Source organism: Desulfovibrio piger, from assembly GCF_012843875.1.
Lineage (GTDB): Bacteria > Desulfobacterota > Desulfovibrionia > Desulfovibrionales > Desulfovibrionaceae > Desulfovibrio.
In genome coordinates, this window is the sequence record NZ_JABAFY010000103.1 from 1 (window position 1) to 1681 (window position 1681).

Consider the following 1681-nt stretch of genomic DNA (forward strand, 5'->3'; position numbering starts at 1 on the left):
ATGATTCAAATAGCCATGGCAAGCATACTGTTGAAACGTTTCATTATTGATAAATGAGTTTCCAAACACGCTCTCAGCCCTTGGGCTGAATTATGAAATGAGTTCTAGTCAATTTATAACTGTTGCCATTTTTTTGGAAAGTCATGGCGTCATAAGAGAAAACAAAACTGTTCTTTTGCGACTATCAGCTCTTGACGCCCTACTAAAGCGGTTTGAATTTATCCTGCTGGAGGGAAGGTATGAAAAAAAGTGCTTTCTTTGTGTTCCTTCTTGTTCTGACGTTGGGAGTCACCTCGGCTTTTGCCTTGACCGATGATGAATATCGAATCCTGATTTCCACATCTCAGGCATTCAAAGAGGCTGACAAGGAACTGGGCAGGGTATGGAAAGAAGTCTATGAGGGACTTTCCGAAAAAGATAAAAAATATCACATGGATGGACAACAAAAATGGATCAGAAAATGGCGGGATGACTATGTGCAAAACGTTATGAAGCTTGGCATGAGCAAGGCTGAAGCCTACACAGAAGCAACCCTAAAAAGGATTAACCTGCTCCGCATTCTTCAGCACAACAGCAAACTGAGCGAAGCAGATAATGCTGCTGGCCGTGCATGGCCGGACTATTACTTTGAAGAGTGGCATCAGGAGCAGCTCAGGCAATTCAAGGCTATATTCGACAGCAGCGTATTCTTTGATATGGAAGCATTAATGCGCACGGCTGGTATTGAAAATAAAAATGGGAAAAAACAGAATGTAGATAAAAATGACCACAATATCCCTCATTACGCGAATGCCAAGGTATCATACGATGAAGAATTTACTTTTTACTTGATAGACGAGCATCCTTTTTATGTCACAGTTGATAAAAAGGGATACAATGCTGCAGGCATGCAAGTTGGCGATGACATTGATAGAGATTCACTGATTAAATTTAATTGGGGAATGACTTTCATGGGATGGGATGATATGTATGAAGATGAGTCAAAACATATGTATAACTGGATATTGCAGAGAGAGGTTGACGAAGTGAAAAGGCCTGTTCAACGCTTTTCCATCACATCTGAAAACGGAAAAATCAAAAGCATCGAGTGGGGCTCAATCGTGATCGATTAAGCGGTAACCGCCCCACGTTTATGTGTCTGTATGGTATAGAGCTTTTTCACGGAGGGGGCCTTCACTGCGTGGCCTGCGGGTTTGGTAACTGCGTGCTTTCCGCGAACGGGGCTACGCCAACCCGAAGGCCTTCTCTTGTTGCTGGCCGAAGGACTGGTCAAGGTCTAGAGTTCTGGCACAATACATCGGAGCATCCGATATCACCTTTTGGGCGGGGGTAAATGGGAAGTCTATTCCTTTGACGGAACCGTGAGTACGGGTATCGTTTGCGCCATACATAGCGAGCATGAGGGCAAATTCGAGGGAACGGAGCATAGACCGGCTGACCTGCCGATTTTTGATATCCAAAGGATGGAAGACACGCTGACGTTCGGTTCCGCCCTGCTGACCAGGACTTGCCGCTGGAACCCTGTGCCGCGCCATGCCACGGCCCTGCCCATGGATGGCGCAGCCAGTCTCGCCCTGGTGCAAGATTGGCTGCTGCAAAAGGGCTTAGAGCGTGTTTGGAAACTTCAGCTTTTATAGTTACAAGAAGGCATGTGGACAAAAAAAGACTGTGCGCGGCAGCA

General features: G+C 45.8%; 2 protein-coding genes. Both read left to right on the forward strand.

The window, feature by feature from the left end; genetic code table 11:
- The first annotated feature begins 239 nt into the window (after positions 1-239).
- Positions 240-1112: a DUF1311 domain-containing protein gene (locus tag HF854_RS12285; protein WP_168936541.1), complete on the forward strand. Its 873-nt coding sequence runs from the start codon at positions 240-242 to the stop codon at positions 1110-1112.
- Positions 1113-1361: 249 nt separating this feature from the next.
- Positions 1362-1637, forward strand: a complete 276-nt coding sequence (locus HF854_RS12290) for a hypothetical protein (protein ID WP_168936542.1) — start codon at positions 1362-1364, stop codon at positions 1635-1637.
- The last annotated feature ends 44 nt before the right edge of the window (positions 1638-1681 follow it).